Annotated in this window: 26 protein-coding genes, 1 tRNA gene and 2 pseudogenes; 16 read left to right on the top strand and 13 right to left on the bottom strand. The window is 40.8% G+C overall.

Going from position 1 to position 23855, the window contains the following annotated elements; genetic code table 11:
* Nucleotides 1-169: 169 nt before the first annotated feature.
* Nucleotides 170-433 (bottom strand): hypothetical protein, encoded by a 264-nt coding sequence (locus AOT82_RS09475; RefSeq protein WP_071002788.1) that lies wholly within the window; start codon nt 431-433, stop codon nt 170-172.
* A 52-nt stretch (nt 434-485) separates the two neighbouring features.
* Nucleotides 486-1322, bottom strand: a complete 837-nt coding sequence (locus AOT82_RS09470) for a DNA/RNA non-specific endonuclease (RefSeq protein WP_227517136.1) — start codon at nt 1320-1322, stop codon at nt 486-488.
* A gap of 186 nt (nt 1323-1508) precedes the next feature.
* Between AOT82_RS09470 and AOT82_RS09465 the strand changes: the two genes are divergently transcribed.
* Nucleotides 1509-1599: transfer RNA gene (locus AOT82_RS09465), tRNA-Ser, on the top strand.
* Between the two features lie 282 nt (nt 1600-1881).
* Complete coding sequence (locus tag AOT82_RS09460; protein WP_071002787.1) at nt 1882-3243, top strand: tyrosine-type recombinase/integrase; 1362 nt, start codon at nt 1882-1884, stop codon at nt 3241-3243.
* 200 nt (nt 3244-3443) lie between these two features.
* On the opposite strand, the gene AOT82_RS09455 is transcribed toward AOT82_RS09460, so the two are convergent.
* A complete protein-coding gene (locus AOT82_RS09455; protein ID WP_071002786.1) occupies nt 3444-4817 on the bottom strand; it encodes a hypothetical protein in 1374 nt (457 codons plus the stop codon).
* A 412-nt stretch (nt 4818-5229) separates the two neighbouring features.
* On the opposite strand from AOT82_RS09455, the gene AOT82_RS09450 reads away from it, so the two are divergent.
* From AOT82_RS09450 to AOT82_RS09420, 7 genes are all read left to right on the top strand, one after another.
* Nucleotides 5230-6120: a YagK/YfjJ domain-containing protein gene (locus AOT82_RS09450; RefSeq protein ID WP_071002785.1), complete on the top strand. Its 891-nt coding sequence runs from the start codon at nt 5230-5232 to the stop codon at nt 6118-6120.
* A 181-nt stretch (nt 6121-6301) separates the two neighbouring features.
* Entirely contained in the window at nt 6302-6580 is a 279-nt protein-coding gene (locus AOT82_RS09445; RefSeq protein ID WP_071002784.1) for a hypothetical protein, read from the top strand.
* Between the two features lie 56 nt (nt 6581-6636).
* Entirely contained in the window at nt 6637-7632 is a 996-nt protein-coding gene (locus tag AOT82_RS09440) for a DUF932 domain-containing protein (RefSeq protein ID WP_071002783.1), read from the top strand.
* Between the two features lie 208 nt (nt 7633-7840).
* A complete protein-coding gene (locus AOT82_RS09435) occupies nt 7841-8869 on the top strand; it encodes a YqaJ viral recombinase family nuclease (protein ID WP_071003738.1) in 1029 nt (342 codons plus the stop codon).
* Between the two features lie 109 nt (nt 8870-8978).
* Nucleotides 8979-9890 carry a recombination directionality factor gene (locus tag AOT82_RS09430; protein ID WP_071002782.1) on the top strand — a complete coding sequence of 304 codons (912 nt, stop codon included), beginning with the start codon at nt 8979-8981 and terminating at the stop codon, nt 9888-9890.
* A 169-nt stretch (nt 9891-10059) separates the two neighbouring features.
* Nucleotides 10060-10323 (top strand): helix-turn-helix transcriptional regulator, encoded by a 264-nt coding sequence (locus AOT82_RS09425; RefSeq protein ID WP_071002781.1) that lies wholly within the window; start codon nt 10060-10062, stop codon nt 10321-10323.
* 395 nt (nt 10324-10718) lie between these two features.
* A complete protein-coding gene (locus AOT82_RS09420; RefSeq protein WP_071002780.1) occupies nt 10719-11351 on the top strand; it encodes a recombinase family protein in 633 nt (210 codons plus the stop codon).
* Between the two features lie 77 nt (nt 11352-11428).
* Here AOT82_RS09420 and AOT82_RS13860 read toward each other — a convergent pair.
* Nucleotides 11429-11503, bottom strand: a pseudogene (locus AOT82_RS13860) (IS1 family transposase); the annotation flags it as partial.
* Between the two features lie 76 nt (nt 11504-11579).
* Here AOT82_RS13860 and AOT82_RS09415 point away from each other — a divergent pair.
* Nucleotides 11580-12416, top strand: coding sequence for a cation transporter (locus AOT82_RS09415; protein WP_071002779.1), 837 nt, complete (start codon nt 11580-11582; stop codon nt 12414-12416).
* A gap of 503 nt (nt 12417-12919) precedes the next feature.
* Here AOT82_RS09415 and cueR read toward each other — a convergent pair.
* Nucleotides 12920-13312 carry a Cu(I)-responsive transcriptional regulator gene (gene cueR / locus AOT82_RS09410; RefSeq protein ID WP_007394853.1) on the bottom strand — a complete coding sequence of 131 codons (393 nt, stop codon included), beginning with the start codon at nt 13310-13312 and terminating at the stop codon, nt 12920-12922.
* Nucleotides 13313-13377: 65 nt separating this feature from the next.
* Nucleotides 13378-15855 carry a heavy metal translocating P-type ATPase gene (locus tag AOT82_RS09405; RefSeq protein ID WP_071002778.1) on the bottom strand — a complete coding sequence of 826 codons (2478 nt, stop codon included), beginning with the start codon at nt 15853-15855 and terminating at the stop codon, nt 13378-13380.
* A gap of 151 nt (nt 15856-16006) precedes the next feature.
* Here AOT82_RS09405 and AOT82_RS09400 point away from each other — a divergent pair, with 151 nt between their 5' ends.
* Nucleotides 16007-16201, top strand: coding sequence for a heavy-metal-associated domain-containing protein (locus AOT82_RS09400; RefSeq protein ID WP_025646094.1), 195 nt, complete (start codon nt 16007-16009; stop codon nt 16199-16201).
* A 147-nt stretch (nt 16202-16348) separates the two neighbouring features.
* On the opposite strand, the gene AOT82_RS09395 is transcribed toward AOT82_RS09400, so the two are convergent.
* From AOT82_RS09395 to AOT82_RS09380, 4 genes are all read right to left on the bottom strand, one after another.
* A complete protein-coding gene (locus AOT82_RS09395; RefSeq protein WP_237182777.1) occupies nt 16349-16798 on the bottom strand; it encodes a GlxA family transcriptional regulator in 450 nt (149 codons plus the stop codon).
* A gap of 177 nt (nt 16799-16975) precedes the next feature.
* A complete protein-coding gene (locus AOT82_RS09390) occupies nt 16976-17443 on the bottom strand; it encodes a hypothetical protein (RefSeq protein WP_071002777.1) in 468 nt (155 codons plus the stop codon).
* A 21-nt stretch (nt 17444-17464) separates the two neighbouring features.
* Complete coding sequence (locus tag AOT82_RS09385) at nt 17465-17917, bottom strand: hypothetical protein (RefSeq protein WP_071002776.1); 453 nt, start codon at nt 17915-17917, stop codon at nt 17465-17467.
* A gap of 136 nt (nt 17918-18053) precedes the next feature.
* A complete protein-coding gene (locus tag AOT82_RS09380; protein ID WP_071002775.1) occupies nt 18054-19706 on the bottom strand; it encodes an RNA-binding domain-containing protein in 1653 nt (550 codons plus the stop codon).
* Nucleotides 19707-19897: 191 nt separating this feature from the next.
* Here AOT82_RS09380 and AOT82_RS09375 point away from each other — a divergent pair, with 191 nt between their 5' ends.
* Genes AOT82_RS09375 through AOT82_RS09360 form a run of 4 tightly spaced genes read left to right on the top strand, consistent with a single transcriptional unit; the run spans nt 19898 to nt 21811 of the window.
* Nucleotides 19898-20575 carry a hypothetical protein gene (locus tag AOT82_RS09375; RefSeq protein ID WP_071002774.1) on the top strand — a complete coding sequence of 226 codons (678 nt, stop codon included), beginning with the start codon at nt 19898-19900 and terminating at the stop codon, nt 20573-20575.
* 60 nt (nt 20576-20635) lie between these two features.
* On the top strand, nt 20636-20965 hold the full coding sequence (locus AOT82_RS09370) for an IS630 transposase-related protein (protein WP_071002316.1): 330 nt from the start codon (nt 20636-20638) through the stop codon (nt 20963-20965).
* Nucleotides 20913-21485, top strand: coding sequence for an IS630 family transposase (locus tag AOT82_RS09365; RefSeq protein WP_156770979.1), 573 nt, complete (start codon nt 20913-20915; stop codon nt 21483-21485). The genes AOT82_RS09370 and AOT82_RS09365 overlap by 53 nt, the downstream gene beginning before the upstream one ends.
* Before the next feature lie 20 nt (nt 21486-21505).
* Complete coding sequence (locus AOT82_RS09360) at nt 21506-21811, top strand: hypothetical protein (RefSeq protein WP_071002773.1); 306 nt, start codon at nt 21506-21508, stop codon at nt 21809-21811.
* A gap of 144 nt (nt 21812-21955) precedes the next feature.
* Here AOT82_RS09360 and AOT82_RS09355 read toward each other — a convergent pair.
* Together AOT82_RS09355 and AOT82_RS09350 are read right to left on the bottom strand one after the other, a co-directional pair.
* Nucleotides 21956-22339: pseudogene (locus AOT82_RS09355) on the bottom strand (transposase family protein); the annotation flags it as partial.
* An 8-nt stretch (nt 22340-22347) separates the two neighbouring features.
* On the bottom strand, nt 22348-22788 hold the full coding sequence (locus tag AOT82_RS09350; RefSeq protein WP_071002207.1) for an IS5/IS1182 family transposase: 441 nt from the start codon (nt 22786-22788) through the stop codon (nt 22348-22350).
* A 15-nt stretch (nt 22789-22803) separates the two neighbouring features.
* Between AOT82_RS09350 and AOT82_RS09345 the strand changes: the two genes are divergently transcribed.
* Nucleotides 22804-23343 (top strand): hypothetical protein, encoded by a 540-nt coding sequence (locus AOT82_RS09345; RefSeq protein WP_071002772.1) that lies wholly within the window; start codon nt 22804-22806, stop codon nt 23341-23343.
* Nucleotides 23344-23422: 79 nt separating this feature from the next.
* On the opposite strand, the gene AOT82_RS09340 is transcribed toward AOT82_RS09345, so the two are convergent.
* The gene (locus AOT82_RS09340) at nt 23423-23854 is read right to left on the bottom strand and encodes a hypothetical protein (protein ID WP_071002771.1); all 432 of its coding nucleotides are present in this window, start codon (nt 23852-23854) and stop codon (nt 23423-23425) included.
* Nucleotide 23855: the final 1 nt, after the last annotated feature.

Below are 23855 nucleotides of genomic sequence, written 5' to 3'. Positions count from 1 at the left end.
TGCGACTCTCTACTTATAAAGCGTAGGTTATCGATATTGCTCATAACTCTTTGTCAAAGATTTTGAGCGACATAAGCGATGTCTTGACTCATTATAATCAATTTTCCGACTTTGCCTAGTAATTTTTTTATACTTTATTATTTCTATAAAATAAAACCATATCAAAGACTTACAAGAAGGGATTGTCGATATCTTTGCCGAATTGGTCATCATTTTCCTTTGACTTATCATCATTATTATTATAAAGGTTTTTACTTTCAAATGTGTTTATGACCCGACTCATTAGCTCATGCAATTGCTGAGCGTGTTCATATCCGGATGCATCCAAAGTCAGGTCTAGATCACCATAGATGATGATTTTGTCCTTTTGGTTTTCAATAACAAGATCACCAACCTGCATGCTTTGGTGATCATTGGCGAATGGGTCAATCATGTGTGCATCCTTATGGTGTATTTAAAACTCAAAAAGTATTCTACGTTTTGCTCTATGCCTTTAACTGCGAAAGTAACCACTCCAAAATAGCCCAGACGAATAGCATCCAATCCGGCTCCTGAGCTGGCGCATCAGTTGTGTCTGAACTCTCCCCTGCCTTCAATGGCAAATCCAATGCTTCTCGCTTAGTTTGAATGTCCAACATCGGCAAGACATCGATACCGGTTTCAGCGGTCAGCTCATCGATACTAATAACATCAATGCGTTCAGATTCGTCATTTGGTGCGTAATATACCCCTGCCTGATTGGTCGCGGGTATATACACTGCTTTGAAAAAATGGCTGGGTACAAGCACACGATTGGCAAGCTGCTTGGTCTTAGTATTGGTAAATGCGACGCCAGTAATGGTATAAACCTCACCGTATTGCTGGGTCAAATAGCGAGTTGCCGATTCGATATTGCGCCAAATATAACGATTATTGCGCGGCGACTGCGGCGCGATATTGGCCAGACTGAAGCTATCATACTGTTGGCTGCGCGTTGCCATATTGGCATTTGGTGCTAGGTGTCCGCGATCATAACCAGAACCTGAATAGTCAGTTAATGACGCGCGTGCTGATTCTGGGAGCTTGCTTTCTTCGTGAAAACTGTCTTCGCGGTCGATCTGTTTGGCTTGCTGCAGACGTGTGCGATCTAGATGTTCTGCTGACCAGAGCGGTGTCCGTGATACACCAGAGTACATAACGGCAAAGCCATCCATGCATAGTGTTTGTGTTTGATTACTTAGCTTGGTGTTGGTAAATTCAGGATAGATACCACCATAAAAGGACTGGCTACACTGCGTGAAATCATCAGCATGCGCCTGAGTGATACCTATTGCAACTGTCATGACAGTCATTAGTATGCTGTGTTTAAGTCCATATGTGCGCTCACGGAAACTTATCATTCAATCTTCAACCATTTATACTCATCATTGCGTATCTGCTATCCTAGCAGGCAGTTAGCAATAAAGAAAGATAGCGCGCAAGTCGTGACATTTTAAATGGTATCCGCTATACTTAGGCGTTCAAAAAACGGTGAAGTGGGTGAGTGGCTGAAACCGCACGCCTGGAAAGTGTGTATACGTTAATCGCGTATCGAGGGTTCGAATCCCTCCTTCACCGCCAATCTTATTAAATACTAGTTTCCTAGATTGTCCTAAACTATCCTATATACATCTCAAACCCTTTAAATATAACGCTTCTAGCGTTTTTTTTATGTCTAACGTTTTCCTAATCTATCCGAACATGACCCACCTATCCCATGGCTTGTGTTGGTCTATCTGTTGGTCTATGATTTCATTAGACCCCAAAAAGACCAACATTTAGGCTTTATGATTCAGCATTAGACCAACGTACTTGTTGTATTTGTTGATTCATATAGCTTGTAGCCATAGGGAATAGACCAACATGTTAAGTGATAGTAAGATACGCAAGCTTAAACCTAGTGAGAAATGCACACCTTCACGTCCTGACAAATACAGTGATCAGCAAGGCTTACAGCTATTAGTACGCAATACTGGCACAAAGACATGGATAAGCGCCTATCGCTTCGATGGTAAGCAGACACGGCTCACACTTGGTACTTACCCCATCATGTCGCTTGCTGAAGCCAGACAAGCCAATACTGAGATTAAAGCGCTGCTCGCTGATGGTATCGACCCAAAAAATAAAAAGCGTCAAGACAAGCTTGCTAACATCCACGCGCAGAAATTTAATGACTACGCCTTAGACTGGCTCGCTGAGCGCAAGCGCAACGTTAAGCCGCGTACCTATCAGCAAGACTATAACCGGATGCATAAAGACGTGTTGCCTCATTTCGAAGGCATTGCACTAAAAGATGTAAGCTTTGAGGATTGTCGAGCGATGGCAGATGCGATCGAAACGCGTGTAAACACAAAAGGTGAGCCGCCACGTGAGGTCACTAGACGCACAATTGATCTGGTGGCTAATGTTTTAAGACGTGCCAAACGTGAGCGCATCATTGAGCAAAATCCAATTGATGATTTAAAGGAACTCTACCCCAAAGCGAAAAGTCAGCACATGAAGCATGTGGATATCGATGAGCTGCCTGCCCTACTCCAAGCTATCGAGGGCTATCACGGTCATGATCAAACCCGCTTAGGTATGAAGTTTTTAGCGTATTCATTTTGCCGCACCATTGAGCTTCGTATGATGAAGTGGTCACATATCGATTTTGCCAATCGCTTATGGCGTGTTGATATTGATAACCTTAAAATTGCGCGTAAGCATGTCGTACCACTGTCAGATCAAATGCTCAAAGTGCTAGAGGAAATGAAAGCCATCACGGGGCAATATGAGTACGTGTTTTATCATACAGGCATGCATCAGCCATATAGTGAAGAGTTTATCAATAATGCGCTCGATATCTTGGGTTACGCAGGCAAACAGACAGGTCACGGCTTTCGTCACATAGCCTCTACCAACCTAAACGAGCTTGGCTATATGGGCGACGCGATTGAAAAGCAGATGGCGCATGATAAAAAAAGCAGCATACGCGCGGTTTATAACCACGCGCAGCATTTAGAGGAGCGTCGTAAAATCATGCAGGTCTGGGCAGACTTTTTAGACCTGCTCCGAGACAAAGGTAAGGTAGTAGACTTTCAAACAGCTCGTCAGCAGATTGAGCAGTCACTGGCAAGTAAGCAACCAAACAAATTACAAAACGCTGATAAACAAGATCTGATCAAAGCGCTATTAGAGCAAGGTATCACAGCTGATGAGCTGCAAGTCTACATTGAGAATAACTGATGTATTTAACTGTTAAGAAAAATTATTACAGCCGTCTATTAGCATTAATTTTCTTAAACGTAATAAATTCTGTATCATAATCAATTGATCTACGTATAGGGCCAACTTAATATAAAACCATACAGCAGGACAGGGATAAAACTTTATAACACTTGTTGACTTAGACTCAGCAAGCTAGAAAAACCTATCCCTATATTAAGTCATAACTGATTATAATTTTCTGTATTAGTATCGGCTTTATCTTCAGCTGGTTTTCTATCACTTACTTTAGGGTAAAATGGTTGAAATGGTTGAACTTCTTGTTTGGGTGTAATAGTCTCAGCTGGCACATCTTCATTATCGTATGTCGATGAGCCAACCGATTCTGCATCATAATCGCTACTTAACTCTTGCTTATCTTTAGTTAGAAAAGTGTCTTCAGAAATGACCTCTCTCTCAGTATGTTCGCTTGGCAAGCTTGAGGGCTTCTCTAGAGTTATCTTATCGAAAGCCTTATATTGATTAGGGAAAGATGGGGCTAGCTTAATCTCTTGATTTTGAATCTGTTTATAAGCGGATTCAACCAAGTCGTTTAAGATTTCACGTTGCGTCTTACCACAAGCCTTAGCAAGATGTTTTAGGTTTTTCTTGTTGTCATTGGTGAGATCTATACCCTGATTTTTCTTGATTTTATTGCGATCGCGTCTGTGTTTCGAATTCCAAACGTCTTCCATATTACTAATAAAGAGCATCCTATTATCAGTCTTTTCTCTGTCTACAACGTCACCCTCCTTGTAAAGCCAATAAGTATCAAACATCCAATAATCTAGTGATGCCAGTATGTGACAAAGCCGCATAGCTGTATCTGTTTCTTTAAAATTAATAGTGTTAGAACAAATTAAAGCCTGTTGGCAACCAGCCTTATTAATATTTGTTTTTCGTCCTCCATTCTTTTTTTTACTTTCTTTGTTTCTTCTCAAGTTATTGAGATCATGCAATTTATTCATATATTTATATATATGGTTTATTTTAACGCTACTTTTGCTCTTACTAGTCAGCCATTTAATATCTTTCGAATTTACTTGGCTGAGAAGGTAAGCTTCTTTTAATTTTTCTAAAGTTATCTTTTTAAATGCAATTCGTGAATCGCTATTTCCATCAACAATTTTTCCATTCAAGACCAACAGTTTTTTATTAAAAATAACATCATGAATAAAAATCGATATATCAGATTCTGTGATGATTGGTTCACTTGAGTTGATAGTGTTTTCTAAAACCATCTTTAGCCATAGCGCAGCTCTTGCATCCTCGTAAAACCATTTGACATATGGCAACGGAATGCTGTTTTCAGCACTTACTTCTAAAAATATATTTAAACTTCTAACGCTGTATCGTTGCTCTTTTAAAATTCTTATTAATTGTAATTTACAAAACGAGTCGTTTTTCAATACAGTTTCTGTCGGTAGTTGACGCCGCCATCCCAGCTCATAAAGACACCAATACACGTTATAGATGCTAAGAGCGTTGACCTTTTTTTCAATATACTTTTCATTATCTATCAAAATCTCGCTACTATTTCTAAGTCCGTTTTTCATTATACATCCTTATATAATAATTAAAATTGAATTATCACCTATTGATTTATGCATCATAAAATCATCATTTTTTCGTCATTAAAACGTCGGTATAAATATAGAATATTACATGCATTATATACGATTGAACTATAAAATCCTTATAAATTAACGTCAATGATGATCAGCTAACTCCATCTTCACTCTCTCCTATGAAACACAGCAAATTACTGTATTACGATTTTCAGAAACCCAAGGCTGGCTTACAAAAAAATTGCCTTTGGATGCTCATGGAAGGACGGTAAGATAATATAAGTTATATTAAGTACTACTTAACCAAGGCGGATGCTATCCACACTTAACAGTAAAAAAATATACAACCCTATGAATATATGTAGCACCCATTCAACTTTATATTCATAGGAAAACAATCATGATCTATTCAACCGTTAATCACTCACAACTCATCTCTAACGTCGACAGACTGGTTAGAGATGTATTATTTGGTACGATTAATTTTCAGCAAGTCAAAAGTCAATTGAACGAGTTCTATTACTCGTTCATGATTAGCCTTAATTCTGAAGACAGATATTCAAAACCTATCCAAGCATTTATAGAAACCACCAATATGATTATTGGTAACGATTATCCTTACAACGTCTTTTGGGATGATGAAAAGACAGTACAATTTATTCAGTTGCTGTTAAGTCATGAGAAGACAATTAGAAAAGACTATAGTGCGTGGCGTTATCAGAGTCATCAAAACGGTAAGCGTTTAGAGAATAATGTTCGAACTCTAATCTCAAATTACTCAAGATTATTATTTGTCAGAGTGGATTTAAAATACATACAAGAGATCAGTAATCACATTACCATCCGTGATTTTGACTTTCATATGAAAAAATTAAGAGACGCCATTCATAATGGCGATACTTGTTTTACGCATTTATTGCATTACGCTTTGTCATTAGAACATGGGGGAAAAAATGGTGGCTTTCACTGTCATCTGCTGTTGATCTTTGATGGCGAAAAACATTACAAGGACAAATATTTGGCTGATCAAGTTGGACAAAAATGGCAAGCGATTACTGAAGGCGTTGGCTATTGCTTTATTTTAAATACTAAGGAATATAAGGAAGGTCTTGCACGCTACGGCAAACTTGGTATCGGGATGATCCATCGTAATAACCTGCAAGAAGTTGAGAATGCGGTTAATGCCGCTTTGTATTTAACCCGTCCTGATAAGCCTGATGGCAGCTATCAACGTCTTAAAGTATCTTTACCAAATATGAAGGCCTTTGGGCAAAGCAGGCCCAAAGACTAGGTTAATGGTCAATATAGCTAGAACCTGTAAACGTATCTCATATCAAAATAATCTCAGATATATAGTATCCCCATGAGATGAGCATCAATGTCATCGTTGCCTCATCAATCGAACCCTAAACGTCTAATCAAGGTCTGCTTTATAGCAGGCCTTTTTTATGCGCCATTATCAAGGAGATCCTATGAAACCTATTTGCCCTTACTGTCACTCATCCGATGTAATCAGTCAATCTAATCCCGTCTCATCAATATTCGAGCAATTGTGCTCTCAGGCAACGCTGACAAGCCTTGGCGTGAGCATTTGTAAATACTATAAAGTCAACCCTGCCATTGGTGTGATCACAGCCACCGCGATTGCCTCTGCTGTTAGCGTAGCAACGCGCCGCGCACAAACGCCGCTGATCACAATCCCTCAGCAAAACTACCTTTGTCAGCGCTGTTTTAAGCCCTTCACGCCATAACCTTATTTTTATCATTACTCATTTATTTCATTAAAACTTATCAAGGAGCAGTACTCATGGCACATTTAATCGAATCAATGGCATACGTCGGTGATACCCCCTGGCATGGACTAGGACAAGAGTTGTCCCCTAAGCAGCCTATAGAGGTATGGGCTAAAGAGGCAGGTATGGACTGGCGTATTGAGTCCTCAGACGTCAGCTACATGGCAACCAATGATAAAGGCCAAAATCTGATCATGCCGTTTGACAGCAACAAGGTGTTGTACCGCTCTGATAACTTAGAGCCGTTATCAGTGGTCAGTCAGCGCTATCAAGAAGTACAACCCAGTGAGATCTTAGAGTTTTATCGGGATCTCACCGAGCAAGCAGACTTTGAGCTAGAAACCGCAGGCGTCCTAAAGGGTGGCCGTAAGTTCTGGGCCCTTGCTCGTACCGGCCAATCCGCAACATTACGTGGTGGTGATGTCAGTCATGGCTATTTGCTGCTAGCAACCGCTTGTGATGGTACGCTTGCCACCACAGCGCAGTTCACCAATATCCGTGTGGTGTGTAATAACACCTTAGCAATCAGTCTTGCTGATGGCAGCGGAGGGGTGGTCAAAGTTCCGCATAGCACTACCTTTGATGCCGACAAGGTCAAGCAGCAACTAGGCGTATCTGTCAGTCAGTGGGATGACTTTAATTATGAGATGAAGCAGCTCACCAACAGACGAGTGACGCAAGCAGAAGCCGCTAATTATTTAAACCGTGTGTTTAACGATGTCAAAGACGATGGCCTTATTTTATTTAATACCGCTAAGAAGGAGAAAGAAGCGGTTCCGAATGCCCGTGCGATGAATCAGGTGATGAACATGTTTAACGGTCAAGGTCGTGGTGCGGACTTAGCATCTGCCAAAGATACCGCTTATGGCCTGCTGTCTGCGATGACAGAGTTTGTCGATCATGAACGCCGTGCTATGTCGCAAGACCATCGTCTTGATTCAGCTTGGTTTGGTGCAGGGGCTAAACTTAAAGATAAAAGCTTAGATGAAGCGCTGCGCTTAATTGCTTAATCTCTTAATTACTGTAGTTACTCAATGAATCAACCACGCCTTTGAGCGTGGTTTTTTTATGCCGTTTATTTAACCAATAATAAATCTAATGAAGGAGTTCATTATGAACATGATCGCATTAAACAATACAAATACGACGCGGCCAAGACTTAAGCGTGCCACCGTTAAGGGTAAAGTCCCACTAAACGCTCGGCACAATAGCGTAGAGATGCCAACAAAGTCTAAGGCTGAAAATAAACCCGTTAAGCCGTCTGCTAATCAATCAAGCACGGCTAAACGTTTGGTCAACACCAAAAACTTAAGCCATGACAAATGGCTTGAAGTTCGCAAGCAAGGCATTGGCAGCTCTGACGCTGCTGCCGCTTGTGGTATCCATCCTTACCTTTCCATGCTTGAGCTATGGATGATCAAGACGGGTCGCATGGAATCAAGCATCGATGAGAGCATCGAGGGCTACTCACCACTGTACTGGGGCAATACGCTTGAGCCGATGGTAGCTAAATACTATCAAAAGCACACCGGCAATAAGGTGCGCCGTGTTAATGCTGTCTTACAGCACCCTGATCCTGACAAACACTTTATGTTAGCCAATCTAGACTACAGTGTGGTGGGGTCAGATGAGGTACAGATACTTGAGTGTAAAACCACAGGGGAGCATGGAGCCAAGCTTTGGAAGCATGGCGTGCCGTTATATGTGACGTGCCAAGTACAGCATCAGCTAGCGGTCACAGGCAAAACTGCTGCCCATATCTGCGTGCTGCTGTGTGGACATGAGGCGAAGATTTATAAGGTTGAGCGTGATGAGCGTTTGATTGAGTCCATCATGGAGCGTGAGCGTGAATTCTGGCAATACGTAGAAACCGACACACCACCAACCCCTGATCATAGTGAGTCGGCAGCAAGAGCCTTAAAGCAGCTTTATCCCAAACCTGAGCCTAACAGCAAAATTGACTTTAAAAATGATGCTGGCGCTAACAAGCTATTTGAGCAATTGCTGAGCTATCGTGATTACATGCAAGAGCTAGAGCAGCGTCATGATCAGGTAAAGCATCAGCTACAAAGCCTAATCAAAGACCATGAGGTGGCGGTTTTCGATAAAGGGGCTATCTCGTGGAAACGATCCAAGGACAGCGTAAGCTTAGATACCAAGGCGGTGATCAAAGCCCATCCTGAGTTTATGGAGAAGTTTAGTAAAACCCGTCAGGGTAGTCGTCGTTTTGTTGTCTTAAACGATTAACCTGCTATCTATTCTAATCAACACACACAAACCAAATCTAGCGCATAACCGCCCATCTATCAAAGGTGGGCTTTTTTATGGCTAACTAAAACATATAAGGAATATCACCATGATTAAAGGTCTCACCATAACCCCACCAGTATTAGGTCGTATCAGCATTGGACGTGTTGTTCAAAAAGACGGCAAGCGTCTACCAGCTAAAGACGATCAATTCACTATCACCAGCCAAGTTCAAAACAAGGATGGCTGGGTCAATCATCCACTCGATGCAAGGCTGCGCGAAAAGAATGACGGTAAACTCAGACAGATTCCCGTACGCATGTTGTTTAATGACCCTGACCTAAACCTTCGTGCTGAGTACACGCTGTTTGATCGACAAACGGGCAGACCGCTATGTGTGGGTGACGGTGAACATTGTCAGCGTCGTACCAATAATGGTGTCGAGCAGCTTCCTTGCCCATCACCCGATCGCTGCCCCTTAGCGCAAGGGGGTGCTTGTAAGCCTTATGGCAGGCTCTACGTTAATCTTAGTGAAGACGATGAACTGGGCACCTTTATCTTTCGCACCACTGGCTTTAATAGTATTAGAACGCTTGCCGCACGCTTAAGCTACTTTGCCGCAGTATCTGGCAATAAGCTGTCGTGCTTGCCGTTGCAACTCACCTTGCGAGGTAAAAGCACGACGCAAAGCTATCGCACACCGATTTACTTTGTTGATTTAACATTGCGTGATGGGGTGACGCTTAAAGACGCGGTACAACATGCCAGAGCGATTGATAATGAACTGAGCGAGCACGGCTTTGATCAAGCCGCACTAGAGGAAGCGGCTAAGGGCGGTTATAGCAATTCGTGTTTTGAGGTTGATAACGATAGCCTGCTAGATGTGGTCGAAGAATTTTATCCAGTAGAGACAGAGGATATCAGTAGTGATCAGCAAGGAAACTATCAGAATGGGTTAGCTACCCATAACGTGAATAGCATTGAGCAAGGGCTACGGCAGAGCGTGACGGCTGTGAGCTAAAACCTATCAAGAAAAATAATTGACATAAAGAGGAGCGGATTCATTCGGCTCCTTTTTTTATTGCTTCAAAAAAGACTAGAGGACGGACCGTATAGGATGCCGTAAAAAAATATAGGACTCCCTAACTGTATGAGAGATGACGCTCTCATTAACTTATAAGGAGATAATCATGGAACTATTAAACGCAAACACCCAACCAAACGCATTAACGCCAAGCGTGCCACAAATACCGCGTATGCTCCCGCTAAAGCAAGTTGTACACTATACAGGGCTTAGCAGAACTACCATTTACGATATGCTTGATAGAAGATCAAACCGTTATGACCCTACCTTCCCTGTTCAGGTAAAATTATCAAAGGGACGTGTGGCTTGGGTTGAAAGTGAAGTTGCTCAGTGGCTTGAGAGTAAGATCGCTACTGCTCGAGTTCATTGAGCGGTGATAAAAAATAAGCCGCATGAAGCGGCTTGTTTTTTTGTCCAGTAGCTCATTAATTTATTTTGGGGCTGTCCTAGATAAGTAAAATTATTTAGGATAGCACTATGAGAAAGAGTAAACTAAGTTGGTATAAACAAAGCAGACTAATCGAGCTATTTGTTCAGCTAGTTTCTTAATGTCAGATTGAGTCGTCATGACCCCTGCTGTCAAATCCGTACAGTTGAACTTGGGAAATTTTGATTACGCAGCCTGATGATAAAAATCAAACCACACCGGTCTTAGCGATCTATACCCTAAGGGAACCAGCTATTTCACCCTTCAAACCTATTAACAGACCACTTAAAACAGACTGGTATAATGGAACCACTTATAACAGACTATTTTAGGTGTTTATGTTTATTAGAGCGTATCTACGAGCGTCAACCAAAGAACAAGACGCTAAACGTGCCAAAAGCGAACTCATAGCATTTGCCAACGATCATGGCCACAAAATTGCTGCCTTCTATGTCGAAAACGAATCAGGCGCTATCTTGGCGCGACCAAAGCTTATGCAGCTGATTGAAGATGCTCATAAGGGCGATGTGATCTTAGTTGAGCAAATTGATCGCTTAGCACGTTTGAATCAAGCTGATTGGGATACGCTTAAAAGAATGCTGTCAGAAAAAAAGCTCTCTATCGTATCAAAAGAGCTGCCGACCTCATATATGGCGCTTCAATCTGAAAGCAGCACTGAATTTATGAGCAGTGTATTGCAGGCCATTAACTCGATGATGCTGGATATGCTCGCAGCCATTGCTCGAAAAGATTATGAGGATCGCCGTAACCGTCAGATGCAAGGGATTGCTCGTGCTAAGGCAGAAGGTAAGTATTCAGGACGCAGGAAAGATATGGAGAAGCGTAAGATTATTGCCAGTCTACTCAAATCAGGTCATAGCTATTCTGAGATACAAGGTATGACCAAGTGCTCACGGCATCTGACCGCTGATGTGGCCAAGGAAAGACCGAAGATGCTCAGTAGTCATTAAGTGGTTCCAATATAGTAGTCTACTATGAGTAGTCTATTAATGGATTAATGAGCCTTTTTAGAGGGTTCCGCTGGGTTATAGCTTTTGAAACCATTTTTCTTTATATTGTCACTTAGACAGGCTGGGCATTTGATGTATAGTGTCATTTGCATTTCACTATTTATCAATTTCTCAGCCTGTTTTTTTTCAGCCTACTTTTTGAACCACCACCCGGATATAAATGTAACTATGAATAAAACAACTTTTAAAATATCGAAGATGGACTGCCCTTCGGAGGAAAACCTAATCCGAATGAAATTAGAGGGCCACTCGAATATTGAACATCTTGAGTTCGACATTCCTAACCGTCAATTAACTGTGTTTCATCATGACAATATAGAAGGGATAGAGACTGCTATTCATGACCTAAAATTAGGAGACACCCTACTCTCGACCGAAACCATTGACCCCTCTGATCCCAACAATAATTTTAAAATTGATGCTGACTCTAGTCACAAAAAAGATGCTGAGCAAAGAAAGCTACTATGGATAGTGCTGGTCATTAACTTTGCTTTCTTTATTATTGAAATGAGCACGGGACTGATTTCTCGTTCGATGGGGTTGGTCGCCGACAGCTTAGATATGTTAGCAGATAGCTTCGTGTACGGAATTAGCTTATTTGCGGTCGGTGGAACGGTCATTAAGAAAAAACGGATTGCTAGAATTGCCGGATATTTTCAAATTACGCTAGCGATTCTTGGTTTTTTAGAAGTACTAAGACGTTTCTTTGGCAATGAGCAGTTACCTGACTTTTCTACCATGATAGTCATATCGATTCTTGCGCTAATTGCAAACTTGATTTGCCTCTATTTACTACAAAAATCGAAAAGCAAAGAAGAAGAAGAAGCCCATATGCAAGCCAGTATGATTTTCACTTCAAACGATGTGATTATCAATTTAGGGGTAATTGTTGCAGGGATTTTGGTTAATTGGTTACACTCTAGTACGCCTGATTTGATTATTGGTAGCATCGTATTTGCTTTAGTTATTCAGGGCGCCTTTAGAATATTGAAGTTGAGTAAGTAGCCAAGCCTAATAACTGAAGCAAATAGCTCAAGTAAGTAGCTTAATTAAACCGCTAAGTGTAAAGTAACTGGGTTTGAAGCAAATAAACATCATAAGGATATGAGACCTCAAGCAATGATTGAACAAACTTTAAATCTAGTCACCACCAAAGACCATCAGCAAGTTGCCGTTTGGCGAATAATAGATGATGAAGTCTTTGATAAGAATCTGGGAGACCTTCCTAAATTTTGTGTAAGTATTTAATCTAAACGTCAGTTACACAGAATCTGGGATGGTCTCTTCAAGTCCTCACTAGCGCACCGATCATAGATAGAATATCTATGGTAAGTACATCATGAAGTACACTGTGGCTATCTCAGCAAGTTGAAACCTTAATACCATTAGCTCACAGCCAAAGATTCAAGTCCTCACTAGGGTACCGAACCAGTGAAAGCACCTGATTAGTTCACCGCAGGTATACGTTTTTCAGACTGATATATAGATAAGATCAAATGCAATTTATTTTATTCACCCTGTTCAAGATCTTCTAATATGGCACACTCTGCGTTTTCATTACCTGAGCAATGATCAGCAGAAATCTGTAATAAGCTCACCATATCTTGCAACTGAGCTATTTTTCGGTTTAAAGTTTCTATATGTGTCAGTGTTAATTTTTTAACATCAGCACTCTGCCGATCTGTATTTTTCCACAAATTAAGCAATTCTTTCATCTGTTTGGAGGAAAAACCTAAATCACGAGCCTGTCTTAAAAAGCATAAGTTTTTTATATCTTGATTAGAGTAGATTCGATAACCTGAATTCGAGCGTTTGGCGGTATCAAGCAAACCGATTTGTTCATAATAGCGAATCATTTTGGGAGAGATTCCTGATCGCTCTGACGCTTGACCGATATTCATAACTTTCCTCCTGATATAAAAAGGGTTAAAGCCAAACGGCTACTTTAACCCTATCTTAATATAATCTATGCTTTAATCGCTGGCACCTGAAAGTACTTTAAACGTAAGGCATTACCTAGCACAAAAACAGAGGATAGCGCCATTGCTCCTGCGGCAAAAATGGGTGACAGCAAAATACCAAATGCTGGATATAAAACCCCTGCGGCAATTGGTATCAGGGCAATGTTATAGAAAAATGCCCAAAATAGATTCTGTCGAATATTTTTGATAGTCGCTTTACTTAAAGCAATCGCATTAGGGACGCCTTGTAGACTACCTGACATCAACACCACGTCTGCTGCTTCAATTGCCACATCTGTCCCTGTCCCAATTGCCAGACCGACATCCGCTTGAGCAAGAGCAGGGGCATCATTAATCCCATCACCAACAAAAGCCACTCGTCCATACTGTTGTTGCAGCTGACGTAGTGCATCTACTTTTCCATCAGGCAACACTTCTGCGACCACTTGATCAATATGTAATTTTGCTGCAATTGCTTGGGCGGTATGCCGATTGTCGCCTGTAATCATTGCCACTTTTAAGCCCAGTTGATGTAAACCTGCAATAGCAGTATAAGTGGTATCTTTAATAGGGTCTGCAACGGCAATAATGGCTGCTAGCTTTTGGTCAATCGCGACATAAAGTGGGGTTTTACCTTCTTGTCCTAAGCGTGCAGCCTCATTTTCAAAAGGTGTAACATCAAGCTCTAATTGCTTCATATAACGATCAGCACCAATATGAATGGTTTGACCTGTCACTTCCGCTTTAATCCCTAGTCCGGTCACAGAGTCAAAGGCGGTAATCGGTAATAAGCTGATATTTTGTTGTTCTGCGGCTTGAACAATGGCTACGGCAATGGGATGTTCAGACTTTGCTTCAACCGATGCCACAATACGCAAGACTTGCTCATGTTGAAATCCTTGTTGGACATGAAAATCCGTTAAGGTTGGTTTACCTTCGGTCAAAGTGCCGGTTTTATCGACCGCAATGACTTTAACTTCCTGTAAAGCTTGTAACGCTTCACCTTTACGGAATAAGACGCCCATTTCTGCACCGCGACCTGTACCAACCATAATGGAGGTAGGGGTTGCCAATCCCATTGCACAGGGACAAGCAATGATTAAGACAGCAACGGCATTAACGAGACTAAACGTCAAAGCAGGCTCAGGACCAAGAACAAACCACACAGCAAAAGTCAGAGCTGCTAAGAACATGACCATGGGAACAAACCACATAGTGACTTTATCAACCAATGCCTGAATCGGTAATTTAGATCCTTGAGCCTGTTCAACCATGCGAATGATTTGCGCCAATACCGAAGAGTCGCCAATGGCCGTTGCCCGAAAATTCAAAGTTCCATTCTGATTGATCGTCCCTCCTACCACTTGATCACCCACTTGTTTTTTAACAGGAACGGGTTCACCCGTAATCATGGATTCATCAATATAGCTTTGACCTTCAACCACTTCACCATCAACAGGAACACGCTCACCGGGACGAATCTCAACGATCGTTTCTGTGGTTACTTCTGCAATCGGTACTTCATTCACTTGCCCATTATGGTGAACACGCGCTGTTTTTGCCTGCATACCCACTAGATGTTGAATGGCTTGAGAGGTACGTCCTTTGGCTTTTGCCTCAAAATAACGCCCTAATAAAATTAAGCTTACAATCACAGCGGCCGCTTCGTAATAAACATTCACAGTGCCCTCGGGTAGAACTTGTGGAATAAATGTTGCGACTAGCGAAAAACTATAAGCCGCCAGTGTTCCAACCGCGACCAATGAATTCATATCCGGTGCAAAACGCCATAATGCCGGAATACCTTTTTGATAAAAACGTCGCCCTGGAAAGATAAGAACCAGCGTCGTCAAAACAAATTGAATCAACCAGCTTTGTTGCGTGCCGATATTGTCCACGACCCACATATGAAAAGCTGGAATCATATGTGACCCCATTTCTAGAATAAAAACCGGAACGGCCAAAATCAAAGAGATGATTAAATCTCGTTTCAGCTGCTGCTGTTCCGTGGCTTTCTTGTCCTGTTGGTCACTTTGATCCTGCTCAACCAGCTTCGCATGGTATCCCGCTTTTTTAACGGCTTGAATCAAATCGCTGCTCTGTACTTGAGCGTTGCCTTGTACCCATGCGCGTTCAGTAGCAAGGTTGACGTTTGCTTGTTGTACGCCCTCAACTTTTTTTAATGCTTTTTCTACCCGTCCAACACAGGAAGCACAAGTCATACCTTCTATCGACAGCTCAATCGGCTGAGATGCCAAGATCTTATAACCGGCTCGTTCTACGGCTTTGGTTACTGCGATAAGGTCTAAAGGTTGAGATGAGGAAATCATGGCTTTTTCAGTCGCAAGATTCACCTCAGCATTTTCAACACCTTCAACTTTTTTTAATGCTTTTTCTACTCGTCCCACACATGAAGCACAAGTCATACCCTCAATGGGCAATGTCTCACTATAAAGATAAGACTTACTATTTTCTGAATTCATAACAGCCTCTATCATGTTCAATCTATTATCAACAGCATATAGGTTGACATCATGGTAAGGTCAAGTATATTTTTTCAAAAATGTGTTTGACCTTACCATTATGACAAGGCTTAAGCTTAGTGATGAAATAAAACTTATTTGGAGAAAGGGTATGAAACTATTGATTGCAAATATGAACTGTGGCGGTTGTGCCCGTGGTGTGACAGCAGCTATTCAGAATATCGACTCAAAGGCCAAGGTTAAGATTGATTTAGCAGCCAAAGTGGTCAGTATCGAAACCATCGCCAGTATTGAGCAGATGACAGCTGCTTTAGCAAAAGGCGGTTTCCCTGCACAAGCGCAATGAATCAGCCTTATAAACGCGCAGCCTATCTGTTTGACAGAAAGGACGATGGGCTGAATCACATCTGAAAATATTGACCAGTTGGAGAAAAGCTGGAATGAGCAACTGCATCTTATTGATGCGCTTTAAAAAAGTAATCGCCTGAGTACATTACTCTTTATCCAGAGTAAATCTGCGCCGATACTCACTTGGTGTCAAACCAACAACACGCTTAAATATTTTACGAAACGCACTAACATCACTATAACCCACCTTCCACGCTATTTGCTCAACAGGCATTAAAGAGAACTGTAGAAAGTCTTTTGCACTACCAATGCGTAATCGCTGACAGTATTCTGTTGATGTCATGCCCGTCGCCTTATGGAAACGGCGCAGAAAAGTGCGCTCCTCTAACTGCGCACAACTGGCTAGGGTGGATAAATCAATAACCCGTGCTTCTGTTTTTTGTAGCCAATGCTGCACCTTTAGTATGGCCGCGTCACCATGGGTGAGGTTGGGTGAGAACGCACTGTAATAGCATTGTTCACGCCTTGAGGGGTCAATTAACAATGCACGAGCGGTCTCATTCATCACTTGTGAGCCAAGAAAGCGATCTACCATTCTAAGTCCTAAATCTGTCCAAGCCATCGCGCCACCAGCGGTCTGTAGTGGTCAAAGTCGCAATGACTACAATTAAAACAATGGGTTAAACAGGGTTTGAACTGGTTATCTAGGACAGCCCCTTTATTTTTATCTTTAATCAATATTTCAGGTTAGCCTACTTAAGATGGTAAACTACTATTCAATATTATACCCAAACTTCTCTCCACCTTTTTCAATATCCCCATCGTAACTATGACACACTTTTAGATACAGATAGGTATTTGGATACATTGCACCTGGCACCCAACTATTATCACCTACACCTAATGGTAAAATAGTACCATTACTATTGGGCTTGCCTGCAAGGTTAGGTTGACTAAGTGAGCAGTTTGCATAGATATCGTAAAAATCATGGTCCCATATTATTTTTTTTGAATCCCACTCTTTATAACCGTTCACCGCTTTCAATTTTATTTGCTTATAATTGGGACGGTCTTTTGTTACTTGAAAGTCCATAATTCGAGTTACTGTACATGGATTATGATAACAGGTAGTCGAGCTGACGCCCTTTTTTAACCATGACTGATCAAAAGTACTGGCAGCATTACTATGTATTGACAGTAATCCGAAAGAAATAACTAAATACAATGGTAAAGTTCTCATATGTTAATCCCTTTGATAAAATCACGGAAGCGGTACTTCATCTTTATCATAGTAATAATCTGATATCTGAAAATCTCTAATCACTTGACCAGGCTTTAGCTTCACGGGCTCAGGAGAGTGATCGTCACAACTCACATCAAGAACCGTTGCACTACAATGACTATATAATGCCCCTACTTTTCTATATAAGCCTTTAGGATCACCGGCTTGGCTTCCTAGCTTTTCTTTCGTCCAAGAAAATAATATATAAGTGTCAGGAGCAGGCAGCCTTATTTTATATTGTGGAGCGCTATTTGGAACCTCAACTGAATACGTTTCACCTGTACTTAAGCTTCTTGCATAAACGGTCATTTCTGGTGTGTAGTCTGAAGGATAATAAGGCTTTCCATATATCGTTGCTGTACTATTCGCAGCAGCTATATTTGACAAAGGAACAATCGATAAAAGAAGTAGTGTTGTTAATTTATTGTTCATAGACCTACCCAAAATAGTTTATATTTAAACACATTACATAGAAAGCAAATTAGAATCCACTACTATAATTCATATAGGTCGTCCAATAAGCTAAACATAGCTAGGTTTAGCTATTCTTAGCTGTTTTTAGCTATCCTTAGCTATTTGCAAGAGTCCAAGACCAACCCTCAGAAACGACTAATCCATCACGGCGCATTTTCTGCAACAGGTTACGCACCTTGTTCTTACGCTGTTTATCATCTAGCACTTGCGGTAACTTGTTAGCCAGCATTTTATCAAAGTCAGCTAGTCTGCCTCGCTCAAACGTCTTGAGGTATTCTATAATCAAGCTTTGATAATGCATGTCATCTAAGCCGCGCATTTGCATATACTCTGCCTGCTGCTCAGTGTGCTTTGCAACATCAGCGGCAATGATATAGCTGTTTTTACGTCCTTCTATCAATGACTTTTTGCGTAACGCGTCGGCTTCCTCTTCAGTGATTGACTGCCCTTTTTGTACTTTATCCAGCGCTATGATGTCGTGCAGTGTGAGATTATCAACGGTCGCTAGCTGCTTGGCGTACTCTTGATCAAGCACTTTGCCTGTGAACTTCACGCCTACTCTTTCACGGGATAAGTCATAATCTGGCAATGGAAAAAAGCGCTTGGACTGAATCTGATACATTTTTTTGATGCCGCTACCGATGGTGTCCATCATATTTAGATTGACCATGGCATTGACTAAAAACGGATTGCGGTAGCTCGCTTCAGGCGCATCTTGCAATAGTACATTTTCAATGGTCTTAGGAATAAATGCGCCACTGTTTTGAAACAATAGCGTTGAGTCCTCTTTTTCAACTACTATGATACGTCCGCCTAGTCGGTAATCTTGATGACCGATAGCGTTACTTAACGCTTCACGAATGATATAAGGATCGTACTGCTGCACCTCTTCAGGAAACAGCGTACCTGACGCCATGTAGCGATAGTTTAGGTTACGGATTTTGTTATACACCTCATCTAAGACTAACAAAAACGGCGGTTCAAAATGCTCATAGTCTTTTTCAATGCCATCAACGCCCTTTAAAATCCATGTGATATGCGCTTGCGCTGGACTCAAAAAACTCGTGGATTCATAACGACCTAATAAGATAATCGCCGTGTTGGTGATTTGACCATGAATGGTAATTTTGGCTTTATTTAAAAAAGTGATGTCATCCCATTCTTTAACATCTTCAGCCAACCGCTTGTTTTTATCCGCAAAGACTTGTCTAGCAACAGCGATAGCTTTAGGATCAAGATCTTCAATCGTTGCTTCATGACAAACCTCAGCGCTCCAATCATCGGCTTGATTTTGCCACAGCTTACGGCTTTGATCAGGATAGTGCTTGAGCAGTTTTGTGACGCTACCAATACGAATATAAGGCTCATGCAAAAAGCTAATGGGTGTATCGGTAGCTGCTGGAATCTCAAACAGCACCACTGCTTTACCATCGATCTGTAGTTCATGAATGGTAAAATGAATCTTAGGACTTAGACGGCTGACCAGCCAATGCTCTAAGTCCTCGTTACCTTTGGCTTTTTTTGTCTTTGGGCTAAAGCTTGTGCCTACGATTTCATGCGTGCCGTCCTCTACGCCAAAAACTAAATAGCCAAACTTCTTGCCAGCTAAACACGCGCCATTAGCAAGCGCAGATATACGCTTACCGATCTCATCAGGGCTATGAAAGTTATGCTTAAACTCAAGCCATTCTTGCTCGGAGGGCTGCTGAGTTAGGCTTAGGACAAGGCTTTGGTAGTGATTGGGCATAATGAGAGCGCTGAAAATAATTAATTATGAAAGGTTCTGCTTTATCTATTATACGCTGTCAATTATGCAAAAGCAGTGTATCATTAGCAAAACTATAGTTTGTAGAATCAATACGCGCGACAGTCACTGTCGTATTATTATAGTATTGATTAGTAAATCATATCCAAGTTTTCAGTAAAAAGGTAAAATATATGGATCGTCCTGTAGTCATTACTCATCATGAGCTTATTTTGGAAATAAAAAAAAATGGTAGGAATAAGCCTGTTACACCTCTAACTAGAATATCAATATTCGATATATTTAGTAAGTTGCAGAATAAAGGTTACGAAACTAAAGATCGAATGTTTAAAGACAATAGGTTCTGTGGATTACTTCCTATAATCTCTGTATCAGTAAGTAAAGATAGAGTGGATTTAATGTTATGTCTTTCAGATAAAGATGCAGATAATCAGATTGTTAGGGATTTTAATAACGTACAAAATACACGACCATTAACGAGAAAAGATACTGAAGGAGTGGATAGTATAGTCCATGTAGTCATAAGCTTAGATAAAACAACTCCAACTACAGCGAAGTTCGCAATGGAACGTAAGACGGGCTTAACGCCCAGATTTTTTGTTGATACTCTTAATTATTTTTTGAAAGATCTAATTGCAGCTTACTCGGATGAATTTAAAGGCAATCATCCTACTGATAAAGATAATAAAGGCAACCCTAAGAAACTACCTCTAAAATTAATATTCAAGTATGAAAGCGTTTTAAGCGATGAAATTGTAAACGCTTTTGAAAAAGGTAGAGTTAAAGACGTTCTATTTCACGAAAAATTACCTCTGTCAAATAATTTTGATCCACATGGAAACTTTGTATAGTCAATTCCACCTAAAAGTGTTATAAACTAATTATCAAATTCAATTGTTATTATAAAGACCATGACTTACTCACTAGATTTTCGTATGCAAGTACTAAAAAGCTTAGACGAGGGTATGACCTTTGCCGAGGCGGCTGAGTTTTATAATCTGAGCCCAACCACCATACAGAACTGGAAGCGGCGTATTCATAGCAAAACAACCAGGCAAACCAAACCCTATAAAATACCAGATGACGTGCTACTTAATGATGTCAAAGAACATCCCGACGATTACCAGTATGAGCGAGCACGTCGTTTGAACTGTAGTAAAACAGGCATTCATCATGCCCTAAAACGGCTTGGTATCAGTCAAAAAAAAGACCTTAGAACATCCAAAAGCCTGTCCGATTAAAAGAGCGATATATCACAGTAAGCTTGATATCTTTAAACAACAAGGCTATCCCATTGTTTACATGGATGAAAGCGGCTTTGAGTACGAGACTATTCGCTCTCATGGGTACACATTAATTGGTACACCTTGTATTGATAGCTACAATTGGCAAGGTAAAAAGCGAACCAACGTTATCGGTGCTCTCTATGAAAAGATGCTGTTTGCACTAGATTACTTTAAGCACAACATTAACAGCAGCATATTCTACAACTGGTGCAAACAAACCCTAATCCCAAGTCTTAAAACCAAATGCGTGATTGTGATGGATAACGCTCGATTTCATAAGAAGAAGCGCATTCAAAAGCTACTGAATAGGCATGGTCATCGTATTCTATGGCTGCCACCGTACAGCCCTGATTTGAACCCTATTGAAAAGAAATGGGCACAAGTAAAGTTTCTACGCCAAGGCTGGTTGGAAAACGACTTATCCAAGTTGTTTTATGATGTTTGTCCTAACCATAACAATTTTATTTTGAACTGACTATACCTAATAAAAGAACAATGCATTTAGATGTTCAAGGCAAGCTAATTAATCAAAAATCTAGAACTAATAAGGAAAAAATATACGATTTGAAGGCGGGTTTTAAAGGTTTGATAAGAGGTAATAAAAGTCTTAAAGGGACTACATTCACTATCAAATTTACAAACAAAGATGGGCAAAGCCAAACTGCTTACTACGACGCAACTTATGATGAATTTTCACTCGCTAAAAAGACATATCTACCAGAGACTATAAAAGAACCTATTGAAGAACCATTAACCTTAAATCAAGAGTTGTGCGATAAGATGTTCTTACAAATAAAGTAAAGTCTAATTTTATGGTAACAAAAAATGATAGAGGTTATATTCAAACCACTACGCTATCTAGCAATCAAAGTAGAAGGTGGTAGTAAATTCAGAGTTGATATTGTAACCCCATTTGTAATTGGGTTAGTAGACCTCTTGCAAAAGTCATAATTTAAGCTCGGAATTAATGATACCAGCAAACAGCTTCATTCTAAGATCATAGCGCTGACGACGGTTGCGATATTTATGAGCCACGATTTTAAACAACTTGATTAAGCCTATTTTGTGCTCAACCACAATACGGAACTTTGCCAGATAGTGATTGGCCTGTTTGCATATCTCCAATAACTGACCACCACGAGGTTTCTTAAATGGTGTGAAAGTTTGGTTATGTAGCTTTGCTAACCCTTGATAACCACTGTCTGCTAGATAGTTAGTGTTCTCAGGTAACCAATCAGGACAAGTATCTTTATACAGCTTAAAATCGTGGATTGACCCTTTACAGGTTTGCACATCAAGTATCAAACCGGTTTGCCAATGAACGATAACCTGCGCTTTTAAGGTGTGTTGTTTTTTCTTACCGCTGTAGTAGTCTCTTTGGTTTTTTTTGGACGCTCAATTGGGGTTTCGGTGGCATCGACAATGACGACGCTCCAATTGATGTCCTCATCGACACGACTAGGCAGCTTTTTAGGCAATTCAAACTTGCCAGAGTCAATCAGTGTGTCTTCTACTTTACGAATGATACGGCTAGCAGAAGACTCATGAATACCAAAGTCCATACTGATATGATAAAGCGTGCGGTATTCACGCCAATAAGTCAGGGCTAGTAGTATCTGCTCCTTAAGACTGAGCACACTTGGTCTGCCTGATTTGGTCTTAGATGCTTCATGCTCTTGCATGGCCTCAAGCATGTCATAAAAGGTGGCTTTATGAATGCCAGTGTAGCGTTTAAAACCAGCGTCACTTTGTTTGAGTAGCTTATCTATGTTTGGCATGGTTCTTAGACAACGATGAATGTTCTTCTTATTTTAATTCCCTCTGCTACTTTTGCAAGAGGTCTAGTAATAAGTCTTGTGTTTCTATATCTTAAACTTAAGTATCAGATTGACTTATTTGATAAGAATAGTTCGCTAATTCAAAGTATTTCTGGTTTAGTTCAAACATTGCCAGGTTTTTACATTGCGGCGTTAGCAGCTATTGCTACGTTTCCAAGCACTTCAATGAACAACCCAATGCCAGAACCTACTCCTTATTTAAAGTTTCCAAATAATGATCCTGATTTATTAAACCGTCGTCGTTTTTTATGTTATATGTTTGCTTATTTAGCATACATTAGTATAGTCGCTCTTTTCATCACATCTATAGCTATATTTATGTATGGTAATGATTTATTAAAAGTGCCATCTATTCTTTATTTTTTTGCATATTTTTTCGTTTGTTTAGTAATATACTTTTTACTTATACAAATCGCTCTTCTTACATTCGTCGGTCTTTGGTATCTTGGTGAGAGAATCCACCTCAACGATCCTCAAGATATAGAAGATAAATAGCTAGGCTTAACAGCGCCTTGCCGTTTATAAACGTAGGCAACATCTAGTCTCCACTCAAAACTAGATAATTTCACCTCAGCTAACCCGCCCTTACATGCGGGATCAGCTCACCACTAGGTAGCTCTATTAGATAAGTGGTCACAAGGTACGGCTCAGCTGGGAGTGTTAAAGCTTCAGGGATTAGTGGGCCATCTATGCCTATGCCATAATTATTCATATTCGCAAAGGTGTTTTCAGCGGCTGCTAGGGTGTCCTCTACAATGCTGTGCATGTATTGATTAAAGGTGGAGACTTCGACAGCTCCGGACATCGTCCCATGCTCAGAGCTAAGCTGATAGTTATCGGGTATCTTTACGACTTGCGCTGTGCGGTAGTCGGAACGCGCAAGCGTGGTCAGAACGGTGCCTATCTCTTGATCGGTGGCGTCTAGCGCATAGGCTCTAAACAAAAAACGCTGAACGACGCCCGTCATTTGATCTACGATTGGCCAAATATTTGCTACCAGCTCCATA

It is taken from the genome of Psychrobacter sp. AntiMn-1 (genome assembly GCF_001854065.1).
Classification (GTDB): domain Bacteria; phylum Pseudomonadota; class Gammaproteobacteria; order Pseudomonadales; family Moraxellaceae; genus Psychrobacter; species Psychrobacter pacificensis.
Note: the sequence above shows the minus strand (reverse complement) of the source record. Positions and strands in the feature narration are given on the sequence as shown.

Bases quoted from the DNA above. Each gene is read 5' to 3' on its own strand.
- AOT82_RS09475 (WP_071002788.1), bottom strand. From the start codon at position 433: ATGATTGACCCATTCGCCAATGATCACCAAAGCATGCAGGTTGGTGAT.
- AOT82_RS09470 (WP_227517136.1), bottom strand. From the start codon at position 1,322: ATGACAGTTGCAATAGGTATCACTCAGGCGCATGCTGATGATTTCACG.
- AOT82_RS09460 (WP_071002787.1), top strand. From the start codon at position 1,882: ATGTTAAGTGATAGTAAGATACGCAAGCTTAAACCTAGTGAGAAATGC.
- AOT82_RS09455 (WP_071002786.1), bottom strand. From the start codon at position 4,817: ATGAAAAACGGACTTAGAAATAGTAGCGAGATTTTGATAGATAATGAA.
- AOT82_RS09450 (WP_071002785.1), top strand. From the start codon at position 5,230: ATGATCTATTCAACCGTTAATCACTCACAACTCATCTCTAACGTCGAC.
- AOT82_RS09445 (WP_071002784.1), top strand. From the start codon at position 6,302: ATGAAACCTATTTGCCCTTACTGTCACTCATCCGATGTAATCAGTCAA.
- AOT82_RS09440 (WP_071002783.1), top strand. From the start codon at position 6,637: ATGGCACATTTAATCGAATCAATGGCATACGTCGGTGATACCCCCTGG.
- AOT82_RS09435 (WP_071003738.1), top strand. From the start codon at position 7,841: ATGCCAACAAAGTCTAAGGCTGAAAATAAACCCGTTAAGCCGTCTGCT.
- AOT82_RS09430 (WP_071002782.1), top strand. From the start codon at position 8,979: ATGATTAAAGGTCTCACCATAACCCCACCAGTATTAGGTCGTATCAGC.
- AOT82_RS09425 (WP_071002781.1), top strand. From the start codon at position 10,060: ATGGAACTATTAAACGCAAACACCCAACCAAACGCATTAACGCCAAGC.
- AOT82_RS09420 (WP_071002780.1), top strand. From the start codon at position 10,719: ATGTTTATTAGAGCGTATCTACGAGCGTCAACCAAAGAACAAGACGCT.
- AOT82_RS09415 (WP_071002779.1), top strand. From the start codon at position 11,580: ATGAATAAAACAACTTTTAAAATATCGAAGATGGACTGCCCTTCGGAG.
- cueR (WP_007394853.1), bottom strand. From the start codon at position 13,312: ATGAATATCGGTCAAGCGTCAGAGCGATCAGGAATCTCTCCCAAAATG.
- AOT82_RS09405 (WP_071002778.1), bottom strand. From the start codon at position 15,855: ATGAATTCAGAAAATAGTAAGTCTTATCTTTATAGTGAGACATTGCCC.
- AOT82_RS09400 (WP_025646094.1), top strand. From the start codon at position 16,007: ATGAAACTATTGATTGCAAATATGAACTGTGGCGGTTGTGCCCGTGGT.
- AOT82_RS09395 (WP_237182777.1), bottom strand. From the start codon at position 16,798: ATGGTAGATCGCTTTCTTGGCTCACAAGTGATGAATGAGACCGCTCGT.
- AOT82_RS09390 (WP_071002777.1), bottom strand. From the start codon at position 17,443: ATGAGAACTTTACCATTGTATTTAGTTATTTCTTTCGGATTACTGTCA.
- AOT82_RS09385 (WP_071002776.1), bottom strand. From the start codon at position 17,917: ATGAACAATAAATTAACAACACTACTTCTTTTATCGATTGTTCCTTTG.
- AOT82_RS09380 (WP_071002775.1), bottom strand. From the start codon at position 19,706: ATGCCCAATCACTACCAAAGCCTTGTCCTAAGCCTAACTCAGCAGCCC.
- AOT82_RS09375 (WP_071002774.1), top strand. From the start codon at position 19,898: ATGGATCGTCCTGTAGTCATTACTCATCATGAGCTTATTTTGGAAATA.
- AOT82_RS09370 (WP_071002316.1), top strand. From the start codon at position 20,636: ATGACTTACTCACTAGATTTTCGTATGCAAGTACTAAAAAGCTTAGAC.
- AOT82_RS09360 (WP_071002773.1), top strand. From the start codon at position 21,506: ATGCATTTAGATGTTCAAGGCAAGCTAATTAATCAAAAATCTAGAACT.
- AOT82_RS09350 (WP_071002207.1), bottom strand. From the start codon at position 22,788: ATGCCAAACATAGATAAGCTACTCAAACAAAGTGACGCTGGTTTTAAA.
- AOT82_RS09345 (WP_071002772.1), top strand. From the start codon at position 22,804: ATGAATGTTCTTCTTATTTTAATTCCCTCTGCTACTTTTGCAAGAGGT.
- AOT82_RS09340 (WP_071002771.1), bottom strand. From the start codon at position 23,854: ATGGAGCTGGTAGCAAATATTTGGCCAATCGTAGATCAAATGACGGGC.